Annotated in this window: 17 protein-coding genes; 10 read left to right on the forward strand and 7 right to left on the reverse strand. The window is 73.0% G+C overall.

Annotated elements, in window-relative coordinates; all coding sequences use genetic code 11:
* The first annotated feature begins 40 nt into the window (after window positions 1–40).
* From V1258_RS04860 to V1258_RS04875, 4 genes are all read left to right on the forward strand, one after another.
* Window positions 41–2,086: a pectinesterase family protein gene (locus V1258_RS04860; RefSeq protein ID WP_329748604.1), complete on the forward strand. Its 2,046-nt coding sequence runs from the start codon at window positions 41–43 to the stop codon at window positions 2,084–2,086.
* An 11-nt stretch (window positions 2,087–2,097) separates the two neighbouring features.
* Window positions 2,098–3,645 (forward strand): pectate lyase family protein, encoded by a 1,548-nt coding sequence (locus V1258_RS04865; RefSeq protein WP_329748605.1) that lies wholly within the window; start codon window positions 2,098–2,100, stop codon window positions 3,643–3,645.
* A 79-nt stretch (window positions 3,646–3,724) separates the two neighbouring features.
* Window positions 3,725–5,131 carry a pectate lyase family protein gene (locus V1258_RS04870; RefSeq protein WP_329748606.1) on the forward strand — a complete coding sequence of 469 codons (1,407 nt, stop codon included), beginning with the start codon at window positions 3,725–3,727 and terminating at the stop codon, window positions 5,129–5,131.
* Window positions 5,128–6,138: a dienelactone hydrolase family protein gene (locus V1258_RS04875; protein ID WP_329748607.1), complete on the forward strand. Its 1,011-nt coding sequence runs from the start codon at window positions 5,128–5,130 to the stop codon at window positions 6,136–6,138. Before V1258_RS04870 ends, V1258_RS04875 begins: the two co-directional genes overlap by 4 nt.
* Before the next feature lie 20 nt (window positions 6,139–6,158).
* Here the strand turns inward: V1258_RS04875 and V1258_RS04880 are convergent, their stop codons facing one another.
* Window positions 6,159–8,396, reverse strand: coding sequence for a glycosyl hydrolase family 95 catalytic domain-containing protein (locus V1258_RS04880; RefSeq protein ID WP_329748608.1), 2,238 nt, complete (start codon window positions 8,394–8,396; stop codon window positions 6,159–6,161).
* A 342-nt stretch (window positions 8,397–8,738) separates the two neighbouring features.
* On the opposite strand from V1258_RS04880, the gene V1258_RS04885 reads away from it, so the two are divergent.
* From V1258_RS04885 to V1258_RS04905, 5 genes are all read left to right on the forward strand, one after another.
* Window positions 8,739–9,902, forward strand: a complete 1,164-nt coding sequence (locus V1258_RS04885) for a Gfo/Idh/MocA family protein (protein WP_329748609.1) — start codon at window positions 8,739–8,741, stop codon at window positions 9,900–9,902.
* 5 nt (window positions 9,903–9,907) lie between these two features.
* Complete coding sequence (locus V1258_RS04890; RefSeq protein ID WP_442878577.1) at window positions 9,908–11,182, forward strand: DUF993 family protein; 1,275 nt, start codon at window positions 9,908–9,910, stop codon at window positions 11,180–11,182.
* A complete protein-coding gene (locus V1258_RS04895) occupies window positions 11,179–12,045 on the forward strand; it encodes a sugar phosphate isomerase/epimerase family protein (RefSeq protein ID WP_329748610.1) in 867 nt (288 codons plus the stop codon). Before V1258_RS04890 ends, V1258_RS04895 begins: the two co-directional genes overlap by 4 nt.
* Before the next feature lie 172 nt (window positions 12,046–12,217).
* Window positions 12,218–13,207 (forward strand): formylglycine-generating enzyme family protein, encoded by a 990-nt coding sequence (locus V1258_RS04900; RefSeq protein WP_329748611.1) that lies wholly within the window; start codon window positions 12,218–12,220, stop codon window positions 13,205–13,207.
* 204 nt (window positions 13,208–13,411) lie between these two features.
* On the forward strand, window positions 13,412–15,685 hold the full coding sequence (locus V1258_RS04905; RefSeq protein WP_329748612.1) for a glycoside hydrolase family 3 C-terminal domain-containing protein: 2,274 nt from the start codon (window positions 13,412–13,414) through the stop codon (window positions 15,683–15,685).
* 67 nt (window positions 15,686–15,752) lie between these two features.
* Here V1258_RS04905 and V1258_RS04910 read toward each other — a convergent pair whose 3' ends face one another.
* From V1258_RS04910 to V1258_RS04920, 3 genes are all read right to left on the reverse strand, one after another.
* Window positions 15,753–16,895: a LacI family DNA-binding transcriptional regulator gene (locus tag V1258_RS04910; protein WP_329748613.1), complete on the reverse strand. Its 1,143-nt coding sequence runs from the start codon at window positions 16,893–16,895 to the stop codon at window positions 15,753–15,755.
* Between the two features lie 100 nt (window positions 16,896–16,995).
* Window positions 16,996–17,988 carry a hydroxyacid dehydrogenase gene (locus tag V1258_RS04915; RefSeq protein WP_329748614.1) on the reverse strand — a complete coding sequence of 331 codons (993 nt, stop codon included), beginning with the start codon at window positions 17,986–17,988 and terminating at the stop codon, window positions 16,996–16,998.
* Window positions 17,985–18,827, reverse strand: coding sequence for a sugar phosphate isomerase/epimerase family protein (locus tag V1258_RS04920; RefSeq protein ID WP_329748615.1), 843 nt, complete (start codon window positions 18,825–18,827; stop codon window positions 17,985–17,987). Before V1258_RS04920 ends, V1258_RS04915 begins: the two co-directional genes overlap by 4 nt.
* Window positions 18,828–19,170: 343 nt before the next feature.
* Between V1258_RS04920 and V1258_RS04925 the strand changes: the two genes are divergently transcribed.
* Window positions 19,171–20,406 (forward strand): multidrug effflux MFS transporter, encoded by a 1,236-nt coding sequence (locus tag V1258_RS04925; RefSeq protein WP_329748616.1) that lies wholly within the window; start codon window positions 19,171–19,173, stop codon window positions 20,404–20,406.
* 76 nt (window positions 20,407–20,482) lie between these two features.
* Here V1258_RS04925 and V1258_RS04930 read toward each other — a convergent pair whose 3' ends face one another.
* From V1258_RS04930 to V1258_RS04940, 3 genes are all read right to left on the reverse strand, one after another.
* Complete coding sequence (locus tag V1258_RS04930) at window positions 20,483–20,932, reverse strand: YciI family protein (protein ID WP_329748617.1); 450 nt, start codon at window positions 20,930–20,932, stop codon at window positions 20,483–20,485.
* A gap of 147 nt (window positions 20,933–21,079) precedes the next feature.
* Entirely contained in the window at window positions 21,080–21,838 is a 759-nt protein-coding gene (locus V1258_RS04935; protein WP_329748618.1) for a CE1759 family FMN reductase, read from the reverse strand.
* On the reverse strand, window positions 21,838–23,001 hold the full coding sequence (locus tag V1258_RS04940) for an LLM class flavin-dependent oxidoreductase (RefSeq protein WP_329748619.1): 1,164 nt from the start codon (window positions 22,999–23,001) through the stop codon (window positions 21,838–21,840). Before V1258_RS04940 ends, V1258_RS04935 begins: the two co-directional genes overlap by 1 nt.
* Window positions 23,002–23,044: the final 43 nt, after the last annotated feature.

Genomic DNA, 23,044 nt, shown 5'->3' on the forward strand with positions numbered 1-23,044 from the left:
GGACCTGCAGTGCTCACCGAAGCAGAGATCGAGGAAGATCATGCCGACCATCTCCCGCCGCCAGTTCACCGCCGCCCTCGGAGGAGTCTCCGTCGTCGCTCTCGCGGCGTCGGCCACGACGCTCCCCGCCGCCGCCGATCCCGGAGGGGGTGGAGCCGATCCGCTGAGCAGCATGCGGGTGCCCCGTGGTCCACGCACCGCTGACGGACCCGTCTGGTCGACCACCGCCACCGGCTTCGCCGGGACGCCCACACCCGAGCTGCCCCACGGAACCGTCGGTGGGCACGGAGGCGCCGTGCACGTGGTGCGCGACGCCGAGGACTTCGCCCGTGCGATCCAGCTCGACGGCCCCACGACCGTGCTCGTCGAGGGGACGCTCGTCGTGGAGCCCTTCGGGACCAACCTCAAGGTGTCCTCCCACACCAGCATCCTGGGGGTGGGGCGCGGCGCGGAGATCATCGGCGGCGGTCTCCACCTCGAGCGGGTTACCGACGTCGTGATCCGCAACCTCACCTTCCGCGACTCGTACGTCCCGGGGGACTGGGACGGCAAGAGTGACGACAACGACAACGACGGCATCCGCATCGACACCTCGGACCACGTCTGGATCGACCACTGCGAGTTCGCCCGGCTCGGGGACGGCCTGGTCGACGTCAGAAAGGACTCCACCGCCGTCACTGTCTCCTGGTGCATCTTCCGCGACCACAACAAGACGGTCGGCGTGGGCTGGACCGACAACGTCGTCACCACGATCACCCTGCATCACAACTGGTCCTCGAACACCTATCAGCGCAACGCGAGCATCGACAACGTGGCCGCCGGGCACGTCTACAGCTGTCTGTTCCAGGGGCAGGCTCACTACGGCACGATGTCCCGCGGCGCCTCGCAGCTGGTGATCGAGTCGTGCGTCTACGAGCACGGCGAGGACGCGGTCGTGGCCAAGGACGAGGCGTCCCGCGTCGACTCCCGCGGGAACCGCTTCGCGGACATCCGCGGGCGGAAGGACCACACCGGCCCCACCTTCGAGCCGTCGGAGCACTATGCCTACGCCGTCGAGCCGCTCGACGATCTCGAGCAGGTCCTCGTCCAGCACGCTGGCCCGCACGCCCGGAAGGAATCCGTAGGCCGCCGCGTGCGGGTCGCTCTCGACGGGTCCGGAGACTTCGCCTCGATCGGTGCCGCGGTCGGCGCCGCATGGCGCGCCCCGCATCCGGTGGAGATCACCGTCGCCCCGGGTATCTACCGGGAGATCGTGCGGATCTGGCCCGGCACGCCCGCCGGTCTCGTCATCCGCGGGGAATCGGGGGACGCGACGGACGTGCTGCTCACCTACGACCTTGCCGCGGGCACCGAGAAGTTCTACGGCGGGGTCTTCGGCAGCACCGGCGCCGCAACCCTCGCGATCCTGGCGGACGATGTGACGATCCGCGACGTGACCGTCGAGAACGGCTACGACGAGGCGGCCCTCGGCGGGAGCCAGGCCCAGGCGCTGCGCACCACCGGGGACAGGATCGTGCTGGGCGGCGTGCGGCTGCTCGGCAATCAGGACACCTTCCTCGCGGAGACCCCCGCCAAGGGTCGGATCAGCAGGGTGTACGTGCACGACTCCTTCGTCGAGGGCGACGTGGACTTCCTCTACGGCCGCGCCACCGCCGTGCTCGAGGACTGCGAGATCCGCTCGTATGACCGCGGGCAGCCCGGGAACAACGGCTACGTCTGTGCCCCGTCCACTGCCGCCGGCACGTATGGCTTCCTGTTCACCGGATGCACCTTCACCTCGAGCGCGGCCGAGTCGTCGGTCCACCTCGGACGCCCCTGGCATCCCAGCAGCGATCCCGACGTCGAACCCTCGGTCGTCGTCCGCGACTCGCATCTCGGGGCGCACATCCGCACCCCCGCATGGTCCGACATGAGCGGCTGGCCGTGGCAGGAGGACTTCCTCCGCGAGCACGGCAACACCGGGCCCGGTGCGCTCCCGGCGGGTGCCGACCCCGCCGGGCGACCGCAGCTGACCGCCGAGGAGGCCGCTCTGCACACCCGCGAGGAGTATCTGCGCGGCACCGACGAATGGACCCCGTGGGCATGAGAGGCGACGACATGGCACAGCACAGAGCTCCTACACGCAGCACCATCAGCCGACGGCGTCTCCCGGCCGTCGGAGCCGCGATCGGAGCCGCGATCGGGGCCGCGGCCGGAGCCGTACTCGCGGCCGCACCGGCAGCCGTCGCCGCCCCGGGCGGCTCCTCGGGGCAGCGGATCGGGGACCCGGCCGACCTCCTCCGCCGAATGCGCGTGCCACGCCGGCCGTCGGTCGCGGGCGGAGCGGTCTGGTCCGCGGGGCCGACGGGGTTCGCGGCGGTTCCCACCTCCTCGCGGCCGCACGGCGCTCGCGGCGGGCTCGGCGGGACGGTCCACACCGTCCGCACGGCTGACGAGCTCACCGCGGCCCTCGCCGCCGAGGCGCCGCGGATTCTCCTCGTCGAGGGCACGCTCACCCTGCCCTTCGGGACGATGACCGATATCCCCTCCCGCACCAGCGTTCTCGGGGTCGGGACGGGGGCCGAGATCGTCGGCGGCGGGTTCCGCCTGCTCGAGGTGTCCGATGTCGTGATCCGGAACCTCACCTTCCGTGACTCCTTCATCGCCGGGGACTGGGACGGGAAGAGCGAGGAGAACGACAACGACGGTATCCGGGTGGACACCTCGGACCACGTCTGGATCGACCACTGCGAGTTCGCACGACTCGGCGATGGACAGGTCGACATCCGCAAGGACTCCACGCACGTGACGGTCTCCTGGTGCCACCTCCGCGACCACAACAAGACCCTCGGCGTCGGGTGGACGGACAACGTGCTCACCACGCTGACGATCCACCACGTCCGCTTCTCCAACACCCATCAGCGCAACGGCAGCATCGACAACGTGGCGCTGTGCCACGTGTACAACTGCTGGCTCGGAGGCTCGAGCTCCTACGGCATGGCGTCCCGGGGCGCGTCGCAGCTCCTCATCGAGCACAGCGTGTTCGACGCCGTGCGCAACCCGATCGGCGCGAGCGATCCGGGATCCCGCGTCGCCCAGAACGGGAATCTCCGGGACGGCTCCTGGGGCTCGTGGGAGGACACCGGCATCGACGACGACCCCGCGGACCACTACGAGTACGCGCTCGACCCCGTCGACGAGGTGCGCGACCTGCTGCGCCGTCATGCTGGCCCGCACGGTGACGCCGAGAAGGCGCCCCGGCGACTCCACGTCGCGCAGGACGGGAGCGGTGACATGCTCTCCGTGCACGCGGCAGCAGGCGCCGCCACGCGATCACCGCACCCCGTCGAGGTGATCGTCCACCCGGGTACCTATCGGGAGACGGTCACCATCTGGCCCGGCGCCCGCGACCTGATCCTCCGCGGGGCGACGGGGGACCCGGCCGACGTCGTCATCACCTACGACAAGCCCGCCTCCGACTGGGCGACGCTCACGGTCCTCGCACCGGACGTCACCCTCGCCGACCTGACCCTCGAGAACCTCTACGAGGACGCCGACGGCGCCGGTCGCCCCGCTCATGCGCTGCGCACCGCCGACGACACCGCCCTCCTGGAGAACGTGCGGTTTCAGGGCGGTGGTCACGAGATCGCGGATCCCCGGACCTGATCCCCGTCCCGGCCCGGGGCCGGCCGGTCTCAGGCCCCTCCCTGCACGGTGCCCCACCCTCACAGATCAAGGACGATTGATGACTCTCCCGCACCCGACCTCCCCTTCTCCTCGCCTCCGCGCACGGACCGCCGCGGCAGCCGCCACGGCGCTCCTGCTCGCCGTGTCCGGCCCAGCGTTCGCCGCCCCTGACCACCCCGCTGGTCATCCGCGCTCTCCCGCGATCTCCGCCACCCAGGTCCTGCCGGACGGGGACGGCTGGGCCAGCGCCGACGGCGGCACCACCGGCGGTTCCGCCGCCGATCCGGAGCACATCCATGACGTCTCGACCCGCACCGAGCTGATCGAGGCTCTCGCCACCTCCGCGGACGCCCCGTCCATCATCCGCGTGCACGGGATGATCCCGGTGAACGCCGACGCCTCCGGCGCCGAGATCACCTGCGAGGAGATCGCCGAGGGAACCGGGTACGACCTCGACGCCTATCTCGCGGCGTACGACCCCAAGACCTGGGGCACCGACCGCGAGCCCGAGGGTGAGCAGGAGGACGCCCGCCGTGCCGCAGCGCTGAAGCAGCGCGCCCTCATCCAGATCGACGTCCCCTCGAACACCACGATCATCGGCGCTTCCGAGGGCGCGGGCCTGACCGGGGCGACCCTCTCCATCCGCGGGGTCGACAACGTGATCATCCGCAACCTCGTCCTCGCCGACACCTACGACTGCTTCCCGGCCTGGGACCCGACCGACGGGGCGGAGGGCAACTGGAACAGCGAGTACGACAGCATCCGTGTCGTCGACGGATCCACCCATGTGTGGATCGACCACAACGCCTTCACGGACGAACCCATGACCGATGATCAGCTGCCCGAGTACTTCGGTCGCACCTATCAGCGGCACGACGGCGCGCTCGACATCACCAACGGGTCGGACCTCGTGACCATCAGCTGGAACACCTTCCGGGACCACGACAAGCTCACCCTGGTCGGCTCCACCGACAGCCCGGGCCGCGGCGACCCGGGGCACCTGCGGGTCACCTTCCACCACAACCTCTACGAGGGCGTGGGGCAGCGCGCGCCGCGCGTGCGGTTCGGCGAGGTCGACATCTACAACAACAGCTACGTGATCCAGCGGGAGCAGACGGTCGGGTACGGCTACTCGATCGGCGTGGGCTTCGAGTCCCATGTCCGGCTCGAGGCGAACTCCTTCACCCCCGGCGGCGTCGTCGAGGCGGGTGACCTGATCACCGTCCTGAAGGGCACGGAGATCTCCACCCGCGGCAACCTCGTCGACCATCGCAGGGTCGATCTGCGGGAGGCCTACAACGAGGGGCGCCCCGCGGCGGAGCAGCTCGCGGATGACACGTCGTGGGAGCCGATGCTCCGACGCTGCCTGGACAGGGTCCAGCACGTCGACGGGGTAGTCGGCGCATGGGCGGGGCCGAGATTCGGCGCCGCCCCGGGCCGGATCGGGCAAGACTGTCGCGCATGACCCACACCCGACCCCGCAGCACGCGCGACGGGACCGAGGAGGGGCGCGCCCGTCTCCGCACCCTCCTCGGCCTCGACGGCCCCGCCCCTACGGTCGCGGGCCCTGTCGCCGACCCCGATGCCGGCACCGCCGCCTCCGGCCTGCCGGGCCCGTCCACCACCGGCCGCCTCGTCGACCCGCCCGCGCGCGAGGACGACGGTCCGCAGTTGGTCACGGTGCGCACCGGCTCGGGTGACGAGCTCCCCGCCTTCCTGCTGCGCCCTGCCCCGGAGCGGGCGACGGGCGCGGCGGTGGTGCTCGTCGCGGGCCACGGCCCGGGCATCGATGGGCTCGTCGCGGAGGATCCGGCCGACGAGTACCACGACCGGCTCGCGCACAAGCTCGTCGCCCGCGGCGTGACGGTGCTCGCCCCCGAGATGCTCTCCTTCGGACGGCGCCGCACGGAGTCCTCCCGCCCCGACCTCGAGCCGGCTGGCCCGGGCGACAGCTCGTGCGGTATCGACGCGGCCCGCTTCCTCCTGCACGGCCGGCCCGTGATGGGTCAGCGTGTCGCCGATGCCGCCGCCACCGCCGACGCGCTGCGCGCCCTGCCCGGCGTGGATCCGGAGCGGGTCGCCGTCGCGGGCGGATCCGGCGGGGGAGCGGTCGCGCTGCTGCTCGCCGCGGCGGAGCCCAGCACAGCAGGTGCCCTGGTCGCGAACTACTTCTCGTCCTTCGCCGCGAGCATCGCCGCGATCCGCCACTGCCCCTGCAACATCATCCCGGGGCTCCTCCCGGACCTCGAGATGGCGGACATCGCCGCGCTGATCGCGCCGCGACCGCTGGTCCTCGAGGCGGGGGAGGAGGACCCGATCTTCCCGATCGCCGCAACCCGCGCGGCCCACGCCGGCCTCGCGCCCGCCTGGAGTGCGCAGGGCGCCGAGCCCCCGACGCTCGTGGTCACCCCCGGCGGCCACGCCTTCCGCGGGGAGGAGTCCGTGGAGCGTCTGCTCGCGCTGCTCGGCTGACCTGCGGCGGCCGGCCCGGCTCAGACCGACGGCTGCAGCGTCACCGTCACGGGCGCCTCGTCCCGCAGCTCGACGGTGGCCCGCAGCTCCCCGTGGCGCACGCGGTGGAGCCCCAGCGCCCCCGGGCCGACGGCGCGCAACGAGAGCGCGGTGACGGCGCCGTCCTCCCATTTCATGTCCACGGCCACGCCGGGGCGGGCGCGCAGTCCGCGCACGGATCCGGAGGCCAGGATCAGGGCCGCGGCGGGGAGCAGCTCGATCTCGCCGCGGTGGCTCTGCACGAGGCACTCCGCGATCGCGGCGACGATGCCGATGTTGCCGTCGATCTGGAACGGCGGATGCGCGGAGAACAGGTTCGGGTACAGCCCGCTGCGCTCGGAGCCGTCAGGCAGCTCGGCGGGGCGCAGGAACAACTCGAGCAGATCCTGGACCTTGTCCGCCCGGCGCAGTCGAGCCCACAGAGCCGTCTTCCAGGCCAGCGACCAACCGGTCGCCTCGTCGCCGCGCGCCTCCATCGAGGCGACCACCGCGGCCGACACCTCCGGCGGCTGCGGGGTCGCGCCGGGGTACTCGAAGCCCAGGTGGGAGACGTGCCGGTGGGTCGGCTCCACCTCGCCGACCCCGTCGAGGTGCCATTCGAGGACGCGGCCGTCGGCGCCGATGCGGGGGCCGGGGATCCTCGGGAGCGCCGCGGCTGCCTCCCGCACCACCTCGTCCTCGCTCCGGCCCAGCAGCTCCGCCGAGGCCAGCAACGATCCGAGCACGTCGTGCAGCAGCCAGCGGTTCATCCCGCCGCCCGCGGTGAGCGCGACCGCCTCGCCGCCCTCGGTGAGCCACTCGTTCTCGGGGGAGGTGGAGGGGAAGGTGACCAGCGTGCCGTCCTCCGCCTCGTGCAGCAGGTCGAGCGCGAACGCCGCTGCCTCCCGCAGGGCGGGGAAGCGGCGCACGGCGATCGCCGCGGTGTCCTCGCCGCTGAAGGAGGCGATCGAGTCCAGCTCGCGCTCGAGCCACAGCCCGCCCATCGGCCAGGTCGCCCACTTCGGGTCCCCGGACACCGGATCGGTGTACCCCCAGGGATCGGAGTTGTGGTGCACGGTCCAGCCGCGCGCCCCGTACAGCCGGCGCGCCGTGTCCCGGCCCGCGCGACGCAGCATCGCCGTGTAGCCCTCGAGCGCCTCGGCTGCTGCGGGCACGTGGGCCACGCCCGCCGCCCAGTGGTTCATCTCGAGGTTGATGTTCACGGTGTAGTTCGAGTTCCACGGTGCGAGCACCCGGTCGTTCCAGATGCCCTGCAGGTTCGCGGGCGGCAGCCCGGCCCGCGAGGACGAGGCGAGCAGGTGCCGGCCGTAGGCGACCATGGTGGCGAGCAGCTGCGCGGACTCCGAGCCGGCGAGCTCGAGCGCGACCTCGTCGATCCCGGGCAGCGGGGTCTCGCGGTGGCGGCGTCGCAGCTCGGCCTCGCCCCGCTCGAGGGCCTGCTCCGCCTGCGCGGTCGTCGCGGCGAGCAGCTCCTCGAGGTCGCGGTCGGGCTGCTGCCCGAGCCCCTGCCAGGTGGTCCCGATCGCGCAGGTGACCAGCAGGCGTCCGTACTCGCGACTGGTGCGCACGACGACGACGGCGCGGCTCGCGCCCTCTTCGTCCCAGGCGAGCTCCGCCAGCTCCGCGTGGCGGGTGGGGACGCCGTCCGACGGGGCGCGCAGCACCACCGTGAGCCCGTCGTCGTCGGTGCTCCGACGCTCCTCGACGAGCGGGGAGGTGAGCTCGAGCGCCACCGCGACGCCCGCCGGGCAGGGCATCGCGTGGACCAGCACCTCGTCGGCGAGGCTCACCAGGGTGAGGTGCTCCGCACCGCTCGCGCGCACGACGTGCTCGGCCCGCGAGAGGTCGAGCACGCGCTCGTAGTCGGCCGGCGCGGGAGCCTCGGGACCGTCGAGGCGCACGACGAGCTCGCCGACGGGCTGGTACGCCTGCGACCAGGCGGCCCCGAGCCCCTCGAGGGCTTCCTGTGCCGCGCGCACCTCGCCCCGGCGGAACAGGTCCCAGGCGCGTCGGCGCGCGGCCTCCGCGTCGTCGGCGCCGGTGTGCCAGCGCTCGGTGGTGGTGGGAGATCCCGACCACAGCGTCGACTCGTTCAGGCTGAAGCGGGGCGCCGTCGGATCACCCCAGACCATCGCACCGATCCGACCATTGCCGAGGGGGAGGGCCTCGAGCCAGCGATCGGCGGGACGGGGTCGACGGATGTCCGTGCAAGATGCCATGGAGTATCTCCCGAGGAGAGTGGAGGAAAGGAGGGGTAGTGCTGTGGCGCCGACGGGCAGACCGGGAGGCGCGGCAGTCGGTGCGACGAGAGTGGCGGTCGCGCCGATCTCACCAGATTCATCCTATGTGTGCGGCCCGTCGGCGTCGAGGGGTCGACCGAGGGAAAGTGCTTGCCCCGTCGGCCGGGACGTGATTGACTGATACCCAGGAAAGCGGTTGCCCTTTGTGGTGACGGACGATCACCGAGGACCGTCCTCTCCGCGATCCCCTTCGACCCCCGGCCCGGGCCCGCCCCGGCATCACGACCACGACCGCACGACCCCGACCCCCAGGAGTTCTCCATGGCCACTCGCAGTATCGGCATCATCGTCAACGGCGCCACCGGGCGGATGGGCTATCGCCAGCATCTCGTCCGCTCGCTCCTCGCGATCCGCGAGCAGGGCGGGGTCCTGCTCGCCGACGGCGACCGCCTCCTGCCCGAACTGCTGCTCGTCGGCCGCAACGAGGAGAAGCTGCGCGACGTCGCGGAGAAGCACGGCCTGGACAACTGGACCACCGACGTCGACGCGGCGCTCGACGACGCGGACTACGAGGTCTACTTCGACGCCCTGGTCACGAACCTGCGCGTGGAGAACCTCAAGAAGGCGATCGCCGCCGGCAAGGCGATCTACACCGAGAAGCCCACCGCCGAGACCTTCGAGGACGCCCTCGAGCTGGCCCGCCTCGCAAAGGCCGCGGGCACCGTCTCCGGCGTCGTCCACGACAAGCTCTACCTCCCCGGGCTGCTCAAGCTGCGCCGCCTCATCGACTCCGGCTTCTTCGGCGAGATCCTCTCCGTGCGCGGCGAGTTCGGCTACTGGGTCTACGAGGGCGACTGGCAGACCGCCCAGCGCCCCTCCTGGAACTACCGCAGCGAGGACGGCGGCGGCATCGTCGCCGACATGTTCCCCCACTGGAACTACGTCATCGAGGACCTCTTCGGTCGCATCGAGGACGTCTACGCCCAGACCGCGACCCACATCGGCACCCGCTGGGACGAGAAGGGCGAGGCCTACACCGCCACCGCCGACGACGCCGCCTACGGCGTCTTCCGCCTCGAGGGCGGCACGGTCGTGCAGATGAACTCCAGCTGGGACGTGCGCGTGCACCGCGACGAGCTGGTCGAGTTCCAGGTCGACGGCACGAAGGGCTCCGCCGTCGTCGGCCTGCACGGCGCCCGCATCCAGCCGCGCGAGGCGACGCCCAAGCCGGTCTGGAACCCGGACGTCCGCGACCCCCACGACTACCGTGCCGACTGGATCGAGGTCCCCGACAACCAGGGCCCCGACGGCTACGACAACGGCTTCAAGGTGCAGTGGGAGGACTTCCTGCGCCACTACGTCGAGGGCCGCCCCTACCCCTTCGACCTGCTCGCCGGTGCGCGCGGCGTGCGGCTCGCCGAGACGGGGCTGCGCTCCGCCGCCGAGGGCCGCCGCATCTCCCTCGACCCGCTCACCGAGGCGTGAGCCCGATGACCGCGATGCCGGATCAGCTCCGACTCACGCTCCTCGACGAGGACGGCTCCCTGCGCGAGGTCGACCTCGGCCAGGCCGCCGCCTTCCCGCCCCCGTCGGCGCCGCTGCGCTCCCGCACCGTGTTCGCCGCGGTGCACGTGACCCCGCAGGTCCACGGGGACAACACCCCCGGCGCCCCGGCGGACATCGACTGGGACGCGACCCTCGCCTTCCGTCGCACCATGTGGCGGCGCGGGCTCGGTGTCGCCGACGCCATGGACACCGCCCAGCGCAACATGGGCCTCGACGCCGCCGCGACTCGCGAGCTGATCGCCCGCAGCGCCGACGCCGCCCGCGCCGCGCTCGCCGATCCGGAGATCGCGGCCGTCTTCCCGGAGGGGGCGCAGGTCCGCGACCTGGTCGTCGCCGGGGTCTCCACGGATCAGCGGGCCGAGGCGGAGCTCGGCCTCGACGAGATCGTCGCGGCGTACACCGAGCAGCTCGCCGCGACCGAGGCGACCGGTGCCGGGGCGGTGCTCATGGCCTCCCGCCACCTCGCCCGCACGGCCCGCTCCGCCGCCGACTACGAGGACGTCTACCGCCGCGTGCTCGAGACCGCGAGCGAGCCCGTGGTCCTGCACTGGCTCGGCACCGCCTTCGACCCGAACCTCGAGGGCTACTTCGGCTCGCGGGACACCGCCGAGGCCTCCGAGACCCTGCTGCGCATCATCGGCGAGGATCCCTCGCGGATCCGCGGCGTGAAGATGAGCCTGCTCGACGACGCCGCCGAGGTCGCGGTCCGCGAGCGGCTGCCCGAGGGCGTCACCATGTTCACCGGCGACGACTTCCACTTCTCGCACCTCATCGTCGGCGACGGCACCGGCACACCGGCCGACGGGGGCAAGGCGCAGGGCGCGTACTCCGACGCGCTGCTCGGTGCCTTCGCGGTCACCGCCCCGGCGGCGTCGGCCGCGGTGCAGGCGCTCGACGCGGGCGACGCCGACGAGGCCCGCCGCATCCTCGACGCCTCGGAGGAACTGGCCCGCCACGTCTTCTCCGCCCCGACCTACCACTACAAGACCGGGGTCGCGTTCATGGCCTGGCTCAACGGCCACCAGCGGGCGTTCTCCATGATCGGCGGCATGCACTCGGCGCGCAGCCTGCCGCATCTCTCCCGCACCATCGAGCTCGCCGCCGCGACCGGCAACCTCGAGGATCCCGCGCTCGCTGCCGAGCGCTGGCACGGGATGCTCCGTCTGAACGGCTACGAGATCGCGGGAGGCACCCGATGAACGTCCCGCCCTCCGAGCGGATCGGGCACGGCACCCCGCGCCTGTCGATCAACCGCTGGACCTGCCGCACCACCCCGGTGCAGGAGTTCCTCGAGACCACCGCCTCCCACGGGATCGACGCCGTGGGCCTGTGGCGGCAGGACGTCGCCGAGGTGGGGCTCGACGCCCTGCGTCGGCGAGTCGACGACGCCGGCCTGCGCGTCAGCACCCTGTGCCGCGGCGGCTTCCTCACCGCCTCCTCGGAGGCGGACCGCGCCGCGGCGCTCGAGGACAACCGTCGGGCGATCGACGAGGCCGCCGGCCTCGGGGCCCCCACGCTGGTGCTCGTCGTCGGCGGGGTGGACCGAGCCGACAAGGACATCGTCGGCGCTCGCTCCCGCGTGACCGAGGCGATCGCCGAGCTCGCGCCGTACGCGGAGGAGCGCGGGGTGACGCTGTCGCTCGAGCCGCTGCACCCGATGTTCGCCGCCGATCGTGCCGTGCTCTCCACGATCGACCAGGCGCTCGACATGGCCGAGGCCTCCGGCAGCCCCGCCGCCGGGGTCGTCGTGGACACCTATCACGTGTGGTGGGATCCGTACCTCGAGCGGGCGATCGAGCGCGCCGCCGCGGCGGGCCGCCTGTTCAGCTACCAGGTGTGCGACTGGAACCTGCCGCTGGCCGCCGAGCCGCTGAACTCCCGCGGCTACATGGGCGACGGCTACATCGACTTCCCGTCGATCACCTCGAAGATCTCCGCCGCCGGGTACACGGGCGACATCGAGGTGGAGATCTTCCACGAGGACGTGTGGGCGACCCCCGTCGACGAGGCGCTGCGGATCATCGCGGGCCGCTTCGAAGAGCTCGTGCTGCCGCACGCGTGAGGCGGGGCAGCGCGCTGCGTCGGCCGTCCTGCCAGCCCGCCCCGCACGCCGGCCCGCCCGGCACCACGGGTGACCCGCGCGCCCGCACCGGGCCCCGGACGGAGGAGGATGGAGGCCTTGGCCCGGGGATGCCCGGCCGAGCCGAGACTCACCGGCGACAGGAGACCCCTCGATGACCAGCGGATGCGGATGCGGCTGCGGCACCCCGAGCCGGGACCAGCTGCTGGGGATGCCCACCCCTCGCCCCGCCTCGGCCCCGAGCGCGTCCGCGACCGGACGCCACCCGATCGAGCAGATCAGCATCCCCGCGGGCACCTTCACCATGGGCGACTCCTCCGGGGACCGGAACCGGGCCGACGGCGAGACGCCCCGCCACGAGGTCGCGATCAGCGCCCTCGAGATGGACGCCACGACCGTCACCAACGACGCCTTCGCCCGCTTCGTCGAGGACACCGGGTACGTCACCGAGGCGGAGTCCTTCGGGTTCTCGGCCGTCTTCCACCTCGCGATCGCCGCCCCGCCCGAGGACCTCATGGGCCCGGCGTCGGGCACGCCCTGGTGGGCCGGGGTCCGCGGCGCTGACTGGCGCCACCCCGGCGGCCGGAACTCGGACCTCGACGGGCTCGGCGACCATCCCGTCGTGCACATGAGCTGGAACGACGCCCAGGCCTACTGCGCCTGGGCGGGCCGCCGCCTGCCCACCGAAGCCGAGTGGGAGTACGCCGCGCGCGGCGGCATCGAGGGGGCGAAGTACCCCTGGGGTGATACCGAGGTCGACGAGGGCGGCTGGCGCGCCAACATCTTCCAGGGCGAGTTCCCGCGGCAGAACACCCTCGAGGACGGCTATCTGACCACCGCCCCGGGCCGCTCCTTCGCGCCCAACGGCTTCGGGCTGTGGCAGATGGTCGGCAACGTGTGGGAGTGGTGCGAGGACTGGTTCCACCCCGCCACCTACCGGCGTGGCACCACCGCGGAGCGGCGCACCACCGTCGCCGACCCGACGGGTCCCGAGGAGGGGCAGGCGCGGGTGCTCCGCGGCGGCAGCTACCTCTGCCACCTCTCCTACTGCAACCGGTACCGCAACTCCGCGCGCTCGCAGAACACCCCCGACTCCTCGATGGGCAACGCCGGCTTCCGCACCGTGGCCCGCCGGGAGGTGTAGGCCCGCTGGTGGCCGCGCCCCGAGGGCGTGGTGGACCATAGCCGCAGCCAGGAGGTGGGGTAGACGTCGTCGCGCGCGAGCAGCCCGTCGAGGTCGACGCGCAGGCGCACGAGGTGCGTCGGCCCCCTCCCGGACGCCCTGGCCCCTTCGGGGTTACTCGTGTAAGTTTCGCCCATCCCGTCGTCGCACGCAGAGGAGCTCGCCATGACCACCCCGGATCACGCCACCACCGCGCCCACCCATCCGCTCCTGCGCGGCAGCGACGAGGTCGCCGCCCTGCCCGCTGCCGAGAAGATCGCGCTCACCGGCGGCCGAGACTTCTGGTACACCCACGGCGCGCCGAGCCTCGGCCTCGAGGCTGTGATGACCAGCGACGGCCCGCACGGCCTGCGCACCCAGAAGGCCGACGCCGACCACCTGGGCCTGCACGACTCCGTCCCCGCCACCTGCTTCCCGCCGGCCGTGGGCCTTTCCGCCTCGTGGAGCCGCGAGACCGCCGCCGCGGTCGCCGCCGCGATCGCCGAGGAGGCCATCGCCGAGGGCGTCTCGGTCGTGCTCGGCCCCGGCATGAACATCAAGCGCTCGCCCCTGTGCGGCCGCAACTTCGAGTACTTCTCCGAGGACCCTCACCTCGCGGGCGAGATGGCCGTCGCCTACGTGAACGGCATGCAGGACCGCGGCGTCGGCACCTCCGTGAAGCACTTCGCGCTGAACAACCAGGAGACCGACCGCATACGGGTGGACGTCTCCGTCGACGAGCGCACCCTGCACGAGATCTACCTGCGCGCCTTCCGCGCCGTCGTCACCCGCGCCCAGCCGTGGACGATCATGTGCTCCTACAACTCGGTGCTCGGCACCCTCGTCTCCCAGAACCCCTTCCTGCTCTCCGAGGTGCTCCGCGAGCAGTGGGGCTTCGAGGGCCTGGTCGTCTCCGACTGGGGCGCCGTCGTGGACCGCCCCGCCGCCGTCGCCGCGGGCCTCGACCTGCAGATGCCTGCCGACCCCGGCGCCGAGCAGGCCCTCGCCGCCGCGCTCGAGGCCGGCGAGATCGACCCCGCGCACGTGGACCGCGCCGCGACCAAGGTGGTCGAGCTGCTGCGCCGGTCCGCCGCGGTCCGGTCCGAGGGCGCCACCTACGACGTCGACGCCCACCACCAGGTCGCCCTCGAGGCCGCCCGCCGCGCGATCGTGCTGCTGCGCAACGAGGACCAGCTGCTGCCGCTCGACCCCGAGACCGCGGCTGAGGGCGCCCTCGCCGTCATCGGCGACTTCGCGGCGACCCCGCGCTACCAGGGCGCCGGCTCCTCGCACGTGAACGCGCACCGCCTCTCCACCGCGCTCGACGCGATCCGCGAGTCCGCCGGCGATGTCCCCTTCGCCCGCGGCTTCGTCCCCGGCGGCGCCGCGAGCTCCACGGAGGACGACGTCCTGCGCGCCGAGGCCGTCGAGCTCGCCCGCAGCGCGGGCACCGTCGTGCTCTTCCTGGGCCTCGGCGAGGACGTCGAGTCCGAGGGCTACGACCGCACCGACATGGATCTGCCCGCCGCCCAGGAGCGGCTGCTCGAGGAGGTCCTCGCCGCGAACCCGCGCACCGTCGTGGTCCTCTCCAACGGCTCCGCGATCCGCCTCTCCGAGACGCTGCGCAGCGCCCCCGCCGTGCTCGAGGCATGGCTGCTCGGCCAGGCCGGCGGCGAGGCCACGGCCGACGTCCTCTTCGGCCGCGTCGCCCCCTCCGGCAAGCTCGCCGAGACCATCCCGCTGCGCCTCGAGGACGTCCCCGCCACGCCGTACTTCCCGGGCGAGCACGGCCGCGTCACCTACGGCGAGGGCCTCTTCGTCGGCTACCGCGGTCTCGACGCCCGCGGCACCGAGGTCGCCTTCCCCTTCGGCCACGGCCTCAGCTACACCACCTTCGAGTACGCCGACCTCGCCGTCTCCGCGCGCGACGGCGGCCTCGTCGCCGAGCTGACCGTCACCAACACCGGCTCCCGCGAGGGCCGCGAGGTGGTCCAGGCCTACGTCTCCGTCCCCGGCAGCTCGATCGCCCGCGCCCCGCGCGAGCTCAAGGGCTTCGCCGACGTCACCCTCGCCCCCGGCGCGTCCGCCCGCGTGACCGTGGAGATGCCGGAGGCCGAGCTGCAGTACTGGGACGTCCGCGCCGGTCAGTGGGCCGTCGAAGGCGGCACGTACCGGGTCGAGATCGGGGCCTCGAGCCGTGACCTGCGCCTGGAGGCCGAGGCGGAGCTCGCCGGCACCGAGCCGCGGATCGAGGCCTCCTTCTCGACCACCCCGCTCGAGCTCGCCGCGATCCCCGGCGGCGCCGAGGCGCTGCACGACCTCGCCGGTCACCTCCCGTTCTTCCAGGATCCGGAGATGGCCAAGATGTTCGAGCAGATCCCCGTGGGCCGGCTCACCGGCTTCGGCGGCTTCTCCCGCGAGCAGATCCAGGAGTTCCTGGACCGCGTCAACGCGCTCTGACGCCGACGACGGAGGGGCCGCTCCTGCGGGAGCGGCCCCTCTGTCATGCGTGGGTGCGTGGGTCGGCTCAGGCGACGCCGGTCAGCGCCGTGGACTCGCCGAGCACCACGTCGCCGCGCACATGCACCTCGCGCGCGTCGTTCGTCCCGGGTGCCGAGTCGTCGTCGAGCGGCGCCGCCGTCGCGGCGGTCGTCGCCGCCCCGCGCGTCGCGTCGTCCGACTCCGCCGCACCGGCGCCCCGACCAGGCACGGACTCGAGCACCCACTCCGCGGCCTGGCGCGCCATCTCGGCGAGCGGCAGCGCGATCGTGGTGAGTGTCGGGTTCGCGTCGGCCGCGCCGGGCACGCCGCCGAAGCCGGCGACCGCGACCCTCTCGGGCACGTCGATCCCGCGGCGGCGCAGCTCGCCGAGCGCGCCGAGCGCCATGACGTCGGCCGGGGCGAAGACGCACAGCGGCCGCGGATCGGCCGCGCCCTCGCCCCCGAGGTGCTCCTCGATCCGCGCGGCGAGCCGGTGTCCGCCGGCGCGGGTCAGCTCCGCGGCCGTGCTGAGCTCCGGCTCGATCCCGGCCTCGGTGAGCGCGGCGACGAAGCCGCCCGTGCGGTCGCCGGCCGAGGGGATCCCGGCGATGCCCTCGACCACGGCGAAGCGCTGGTGGCCGTCGACGATCAGGGAGGTCGCCAGCTCGTGGGCGGCCGCGGCGTTGTCGGGGACGATCGTGCGGCCCACGCCGAGGGACTGCCCGAGCCCGACGACCTTCCCGCCGTTGCGCTCGAAGCCCTGCAGGAGGGTGCTGATCGCGGCGTCGGCCTCGGTGCCGTAGCGGTGCGAGCCGACCAGCACGAGCGCGTCGACCTGCTGGGCGATGAGGGCGCGCAGGGCGCGGATCTCGGTGTCGATCGCGCGGTCGGTCTGCGTGAGCAGCACCTGCGCCTGCGAGGCGAAGACCTGCTGCTGCACCTCGCGGGCGATGGTCGCGAAGTACGGGTCGGCGATGTCGTGGACCACGAGGCCGATGAGGCCCGAGCGGGAGCGGGCCAGGGCCTGCGCCTGGGCGTTCGGGACGTAGCCGAGCTTCTCCGCGGAGGCGCGGACCTTGTCGGCGACGGCCTTGCCGGGCACGCGGGCGGAGCCGTTGAGCACCCGCGAGGCGGTGGCCAGGGAGACCCCGGCGTCCTGGGCGACGTCGCTGAGGCGCACGGCGGGCATCGGGTCTCCTTCTGCAGGTCCTGCGGGTGGGGTGGGAAACGCTGTCCCGCCCGGTCAGCTTAACGAGGCGGGTGCTCCCGGAGCGGGCCGGGAGGCTCGCTCAGGCCGTGAGATCCCTCCGATTCCCGTCCACCGGCCAGCGGGGCGGCTCTCCGGCGGCGAGCCGCCGGATCTCCTCGAGCGCGGCGCCGCCGAGACGGTGCAGTTCGTTGCCGAGGGAGCCGGCGATGTGCGGGGTGATCGTCGCGAGCGGCGCGTCCCACAGCGGGTCGTCCGCGGCGAGGTCGTCGTACACGTCGAGCACGGCGGCGAGCCGTCCCGCGACCACCTCGTCGCGCAGGGCGTCGAGGTCCACGAGGGCGGGCCGGGCGGTGTTGACGAAGGTGGTGCCGTCCCGCATCAGCGCGAGCAGCTCCTGGCTGACCATGCCGCGGGTCGAAGGGACGTCCGGGGCGTGCAGGCTCACCACGTCGCTGCGGGCGTACAGCTCCTCGGGCTCGACCTTCGTCGCGCCGAGCTCCGCGATCCGCTCCGCGCCGACGTACGGGTCGGTGATCAGCACCTCCACGTCGAAGCGCCGCAGATGCTCGGCGACCAGCACCCCGATGCGGGAGGCGCCGACGAGCCCGACCACCGCCCCGTGGTTCCCGATCCCGGGATCGGAGGCGGCGGCGTGCTCGGGGCGTCGCAGACGCCGGTAGCGCGCCTCCTGGGCGCGGGCCCGTTTTCCGGCGAGCAGGATGTGGGCGAGCGCGTACTCAGCGACGGGCACCGCGTTCGCCTCGGTCGCGGAGGTGACGGTGATCCCGCCGCGCTCCCACACGGCGTCGGGGACGGTGAAGCGGACGGTCCCGGCGGTGTGCACGATCGCGCGCAGCCGGGGGAGGCGGGTGAGAGCCGCGGCATCCACGGCGGGGGAGCCCCATCCGGTCACCAGCACCTCGACGGTCGCGAGCTCCGCATCGGGGACGGCGGTGAGGTCCGGCGCGGTGCGCTCGATGTCGATCTCCGCCAGACGGGCCAGCTCCTCGCGCTGACCAGGCGAGAACATGCGGTGCTGTAGCCCGGAGGGCATCGCGAGCAGCGCCCTCATCGGGCCGGCTCCTCGGGGGTGGCGGCCGGCGGGGCGGCGGGGTCTGCCGGCCGCTCCGACGCCGCCCGGCGCTTCCCGGCGGCGATCAGGCCGCGCAGGGTCTCCGCCTCGCGGGCGAGCACCTCGGGGTCGTCCCCCGGCACGAACTCGAGCAGGGCGTCGCGGGGCGAACCTTCGGCGGCGAGGATTCCGAAGACCTGCTCCCACAGCTCGCCCCGCTCGGCGAGGGGGAGGCGCTCGGAGCCCGGCCACCAGGAGAAGACGTGGATCGTCGAGGCGTGGGGGAGTGTCGCGCGGAGCGTCGCGAGGGCGTCCGCATCCGGCATGTCCTGGTGCGGCTGCCAGTACGAGAGCACGTTCTCCCGGCCCACCTCGTCGAGCAGGGCGAGGGTCGAGCCGATCTCGTCGGTCAGGGTGCGGCCATGGAACTCGAGGCCGACCTCCACCCCGGCCTCCCCGGCCCGGTCCGCGAAGGCGCGCACGCGAGCGGCGATCCGGGCCCGCTCCTCGGGTGCGATGTCGGCCGATCCCTGGCTGCCCGCCCAGACCCGGATCCGCGGGGCGCCGAGCGCGACCGCCGAGGCGAGCACCGCCTCCCCGTCGGCCCGCACCTGCTCCTCCTCGCCCTCGAAGCGCAGGTAGGAGCCGTAGGAGGCGACGTCGAGGAGGGCATTCTCGGTGAGCGCGCGGACCTCCTCGGCACGCCCCGGGTCGCCCGGCGGCACGTGCACGTCCCCCGCCCATTCGATGCGGGGCAGGCCCGCGCCGACGGTCAGGTCGACGATCTGCTCGGGCGACAGCGGGCGGAAGGTGACGGAGCAGAGCCCGGCGCGGATCATGGGGATCCCTCCGTTCGAGGCGGCGACGCGACACCGGGGCGGAGCTCCGGATCCGGTCGGTGGAAAGCGATTGCACCGAGCGTAGCCCAGGGGTGGCGTCGCGGTGCGCGGTCCGGGGATGCCGCTCCGAGGGGTGCCCGGCCCTGGGGTGCCCTGGGAGGGACTGGCTCGTGCCACCCGCCGATGGTGGACTGAGGACCTCCCGCCTCCCGCCATCGCGCGCTCTGCATCTCCCGCCTCCCCGCTCTGCATCTCCCGCCGCCCCGCCCTGCGTTCCCCACCGCCCCGCCCTGCGTTCCCCACCGCCCCGCCCTGCGTTCCCCCGAGGAAGAACCGCCCCGCCGTGACCACCACGCTCCCCGCGCCCACCACCCCGGTCATCCCGAAGGTCCTGCCCTGGATCCTCCTGCTACTGACCGTCTTCGGCCCCATCTCGATGGACCTCTACCTGCCCGCGCTCCCGGCCCTCACCGCGGAGCTCGGCGCCGTCACGTCCGTCGCCCAGTTGACGGTGACCGCCTGCTTGCTCGGCCTCGCCTCCGGCCAGCTGCTCGCCGGACCCGCTTCCGACCAGTACGGACGCCGCCGCATCCTGCTCCTCGGCGTCGCCGCCTATGTCGTCTTCTCGACCCTCTGCGCGCTGAGCCCGAGCATCGAGCTGCTGATCGCGGCCCGCTACGTGCAGGGCCTCGCCGGCGGGGTCGGCGTGGTCATCGCCCAGGCCGCGGGCCGCGACCTCTTCGACGGCCGCGAGCTGATCCGCTTCTACGGCCGACTCGCCGTCGCCGGCCCCACCGCCGCGATCGTCGGTCCCCTGATCGGCGGGCTGCTGAACGTCTTCTTCGACTGGCGCGGGCTGTTCGGCTTCCTCGCCGTCGTCGGCGTGGTGCTGCTGATCCTCTCGGCGACCCTGTTCACCGAGACCCTGCCGCCCGAGCGGCGCAGCAGCGGCGGGCTCGGGCGCACCGGCGCCGACCTGCGGGTCCTGATCGCCGACCGCGTCTTCGTCGGCGCCGTCCTCACGCAGGGCTTCGTCTACGCCGCGATCTTCGCCTATCTCGCCGGCTCCACCTTCGTGCTCCAGGAGATCTACGGCCTGTCCCCGCAGGGATACGCCGCCGCCTTCGCCCTGAACTCCACCGGCGCGGTCCTCGGCGGCTGGACGGGCGGACGCCTCGCCGAGCGCTGGAACGTCCACGGCGCGCTGTTCGCGGGGATCGGCGTCACCGGGCTCGGCGCGCTGGGACTGCTGCTCGCAGGTCTCGCACCGATGCCGCTCGCCGTCGTCGTCGCCTCCCTGTTCCTGCTCGCGTGCGGCGCGCAGCTGGCGTCTCCGGCCGGCACCACCCTCGCCCTGCGGGAGTACCCGCAGATGGCGGGCACCGCCGGGTCGATCCTGGGCACCGCGCGCTTCGGCTTCGGCGCGATCTCGGCGCCCTTCGTCGGCATCGCCGGCTCGCTGAGCATCCTCCCGCTGGGCGTGATCACCACCGGCTGCGCCGTGCTCGCCGTGGCGGCCGGGCTGCTCACGCTGCGGCGTCGGCCCGCGCTCGTCGAGGAGCCGGTGGCCGCGGCCTGATCCCCGCCGCTCCGGGTGGGGCGGCGGTCGGTGTCGGGTGGAGCGCGCCGCTTCAGGCGCCGGCCCGGAGGCCGCTTCAGGCGCCGGCCTGGCGGCGCTGTTCCTCCTCGGCGCGCCAGACCTTCTCCTTGGCCACGTACTCGTTGTCCTCGGAGACCAGGGCAGCGATCTCCTCGTCGGCGTGGATCCGGCGCACCTCGAGGGTCGTCCCGGGGCCCAGCGGGCAGCGGGTCGCCCACTGCTCGGCCTCGGCACGGTCCGCGACCTGGATGATCCACCAGCCGTCGAAGCGCGATTCGGTGGTGCCGTAGGGGCCCGCGGTGACCGCGGGCGGGGTCTGCGAGAAGTCGACGAGGAAGTTCGCCTCGTCGGCGGCGTCGGCGAGACCTTCGCCGGCGACCATCGCCCCCGCCTCGATCAGCGCCTCGTTGAAGGCGCCCATGGCGTTGACGACCTCCTCGAAGTCGATCTCCTGGGACGCCTGCAGCGCGGCGTCGGTGGCACGCATGATCAGCATGTACTTCATGGGGTCCCTCCCGGGGGCTCGAGGGCGCTCAGCCTACGGCCGACGGGGCCCGTTCCCCAGGGGGTCCCGGAGGTCCTGCCGGTCGCGCCCCGGCCCCGAGCAAGGACGCGACCGGCAGGGGATCAGAAGGGCAGCGGATCGACCAGGTCAGCCGCGGCGCAGCAGCTGGCCCATCGGCACGAAGTCCGAGAACTCGGCGTCGAGCGCGGGGCGGGCGGGCTCGCCCGTCGGGACGGAGCCGTCGTCGGCCGGGGTGGAGTCGGCACCGGAGTCGCCGTCGGCCGGCTGCGCGCCCGCGCCGTCACCTGCGGTGTCGGCACCCGCGGCGACCCCGCGACGAGCCCGCAGCATCGTCGCGAGCTCGGCCGCGGCCCGGCGCACCCGCACTGCGAGCGGCTGCGCGTCGGCCTGGTGCTCGGTGTCGGCACCGAAGTCGGCCGACGCTGCGAACACCGAGGTGGGGACCAGGTCCGCCTTCAGATAGCCGAACATCGGGCGGAGCGCGTAGTCGATCGCGAGGGAGTGGCGGGCGGTGCCGGCGGCCGCGCCGAGCAGCACCGGCTTGTCCGCCCACAGTGCGGTGTCGAGGACGTCGACGAACATCTTGAACAGCCCCGCGGGGCCGACGTTGAAGATCGGCGTGACCGCCACGATCGCGTCGGCCGCACGGACCTGCTCGATCACCATCGCGAGGCGCTCGCTGGGGAAGCGGGTCAGCAGTGCATCGATGAGATCGTGGGCGTACTCGCGCAGCTCCACGGTGCTCACCTCGACCTGCGTCCCGTCGGCGCCGAGGGCGGCGGCAGTCTCGCGGGTCAGCTGGTCGGCGAGCATGCGGGTGGAGCTGGGGGTGGAGAGCCCGGAGGAGAGGGCCAGGATCCGGAAGGTCGCGGTGTGAACCGTCATCACTTCGCCTCCTTCGCGTCCTCGGCACGCAGGCCGGTCCAGTTGTCGCCGGTCTCGAACTTGTAGGCGTCGTCGAAGGCGCCGCGCTCCGCCTCGGCGGCGGCGACCCGGTTCGCGTGGGTGGGCGCCTCGGGGACGTCGGCGGGCCTACGAGCCTCGAGCTCGCGGCGCAGCACGGGGACGACCTCGGTGCCCAGCAGCTCGATCTGCTCGAGGACCGTCTTCTGCGGGAGGCCCGCGTGGTCCATGAGGAACATCTGGCGCTGGTAGTCGCCGACGTGGTCGGCCATGGTCAGGTACCGCTCGACGACCTGCTCGGGGGAACCGACGGTGAGCGGGGTGGCGCGGGTGAAGTCCTCCATCGAGGGGCCGCCGCCGTAGACCGGGGCGTTGTCGAAGTAGGGCCGGAACTCGTTCCACGCGTCCTGGCTGTTCTTGCGCATGAACGCCTGGCCGCCGAGGCCCACATAAGCCTGGTGGGCCTTGCCGTGGCCGTAGTGCTCGTAGCGCTCGCGGTACAGCTGCACCATCTGCTTCGTGTGGCTCATGGGCCAGAAGATGTTGTTGTGCAGGAAGCCGTCGCCGTAGTACGCGGCCTGCTCGGCGATCTGCGGGGAGCGGATCGAGCCGTGCCACACGAACGGCGCGACGCCGTCCAGCGGGCGCGGGGTGGCGGTGAACTGCTGCAGCGGGGTGCGGAACTGGCCCTCCCAGTCCACGACGTCCTCGGTCCACAGGCGGCGCAGCAGGTCGTAGTTCTCGATCGCGAGCTCGATGCCCTTGCGGATGTCCTGGCCGAACCAGGGGTAGACCGGGCCGGTGTTGCCGCGGCCCATCACCAGGTCGACGCGGCCGCCGGTGAGGTGCTGCAGCATCGCGTAGTCCTCGGCGATCTTCACCGGGTCGTTCGTGGTGATCAGCGTGGTCGCGGTGGAGAGGATGATCTTCTCCGTCTGCGCGCCGAGGTACGCGAGCGTGGTGGTGGGGGAGGAGGTGACGAAGGGCGGATTGTGGTGCTCGCCGATCGCGAAGACGTCCAGGCCCACCTGCTCGGCGAGCTTGCCCTGCTCGATCATCGAGCGCAGACGCTCGTTCTCGGTGGGCACCTTCCCGGTGGTGGGGTCCGGGGTGATGTCGGCGATGGTGAAGATTCCGAACTGCATGGCGAGGCTCCTCGGTCTGTTCGGCCTGTCTGTGAAGATGCTT

Origin of the sequence: Brachybacterium sp. J153 (assembly GCF_036311905.1) — a bacterium.
Lineage (GTDB): Bacteria > Actinomycetota > Actinomycetes > Actinomycetales > Dermabacteraceae > Brachybacterium.

Coding starts and splice junctions, on each gene's coding strand:
- V1258_RS04860 (WP_329748604.1), top strand. CDS start 41: ATGCCGACCATCTCCCGCCGCCAGTTCACCGCCGCCCTCGGAGGAGTC.
- V1258_RS04865 (WP_329748605.1), top strand. CDS start 2,098: ATGGCACAGCACAGAGCTCCTACACGCAGCACCATCAGCCGACGGCGT.
- V1258_RS04870 (WP_329748606.1), top strand. CDS start 3,725: ATGACTCTCCCGCACCCGACCTCCCCTTCTCCTCGCCTCCGCGCACGG.
- V1258_RS04875 (WP_329748607.1), top strand. CDS start 5,128: ATGACCCACACCCGACCCCGCAGCACGCGCGACGGGACCGAGGAGGGG.
- V1258_RS04880 (WP_329748608.1), bottom strand. CDS start 8,396: ATGGCATCTTGCACGGACATCCGTCGACCCCGTCCCGCCGATCGCTGG.
- V1258_RS04885 (WP_329748609.1), top strand. CDS start 8,739: ATGGCCACTCGCAGTATCGGCATCATCGTCAACGGCGCCACCGGGCGG.
- V1258_RS04890 (WP_442878577.1), top strand. CDS start 9,908: ATGACCGCGATGCCGGATCAGCTCCGACTCACGCTCCTCGACGAGGAC.
- V1258_RS04895 (WP_329748610.1), top strand. CDS start 11,179: ATGAACGTCCCGCCCTCCGAGCGGATCGGGCACGGCACCCCGCGCCTG.
- V1258_RS04900 (WP_329748611.1), top strand. CDS start 12,218: ATGACCAGCGGATGCGGATGCGGCTGCGGCACCCCGAGCCGGGACCAG.
- V1258_RS04905 (WP_329748612.1), top strand. CDS start 13,412: ATGACCACCCCGGATCACGCCACCACCGCGCCCACCCATCCGCTCCTG.
- V1258_RS04910 (WP_329748613.1), bottom strand. CDS start 16,895: ATGCCCGCCGTGCGCCTCAGCGACGTCGCCCAGGACGCCGGGGTCTCC.
- V1258_RS04915 (WP_329748614.1), bottom strand. CDS start 17,988: ATGAGGGCGCTGCTCGCGATGCCCTCCGGGCTACAGCACCGCATGTTC.
- V1258_RS04920 (WP_329748615.1), bottom strand. CDS start 18,827: ATGATCCGCGCCGGGCTCTGCTCCGTCACCTTCCGCCCGCTGTCGCCC.
- V1258_RS04930 (WP_329748617.1), bottom strand. CDS start 20,932: ATGAAGTACATGCTGATCATGCGTGCCACCGACGCCGCGCTGCAGGCG.
- V1258_RS04935 (WP_329748618.1), bottom strand. CDS start 21,838: ATGACGGTTCACACCGCGACCTTCCGGATCCTGGCCCTCTCCTCCGGG.
- V1258_RS04940 (WP_329748619.1), bottom strand. CDS start 23,001: ATGCAGTTCGGAATCTTCACCATCGCCGACATCACCCCGGACCCCACC.